This is a genomic window from Rhodoglobus galactosidasius (assembly GCF_054957775.1).
In genome coordinates, this window is the sequence record NZ_JBQIAV010000036.1 from 1 (window position 1) to 246 (window position 246).

At 62.2% G+C, this 246-nt stretch carries 2 pseudogenes; one reads left to right on the top strand and one right to left on the bottom strand.

The window, feature by feature from the left end:
• A pseudogene (locus ACTJJW_RS14770) lies at window positions 1-134 on the bottom strand (IS3-like element ISAar45 family transposase); the annotation flags it as partial.
• Between ACTJJW_RS14770 and ACTJJW_RS14775 the strand changes: the two are divergent.
• Window positions 121-246: pseudogene (locus tag ACTJJW_RS14775) on the top strand (IS3 family transposase); the annotation flags it as partial. The pseudogenes ACTJJW_RS14770 and ACTJJW_RS14775 sit on opposite strands and share 14 nt — an antisense overlap.

A 246-nucleotide genomic window follows, 5' to 3' on the forward strand; every position in this document is an offset into this window, starting at 1 on the left:
AAGCTGCGTTGCCGTCGCTTGCGGTGATACTTCCCCTCGATCCATGAAACGATCGCGAGGCGCAACTCCTGTCGGCTCGCCCAGGACTGCCGGTCGAGCACGTTTTTCTGCAACAAGCTGAAGAACGTTCTCAACCGCCGCACTTGGGCAACCCAAGAGGACTTGCGAATCGCGATCGTGACGTGGATCGAGCGGACCTACCACCGGTGCCGCCGGCAGGCCAGACTGGGCCGGTTGACCCCGATC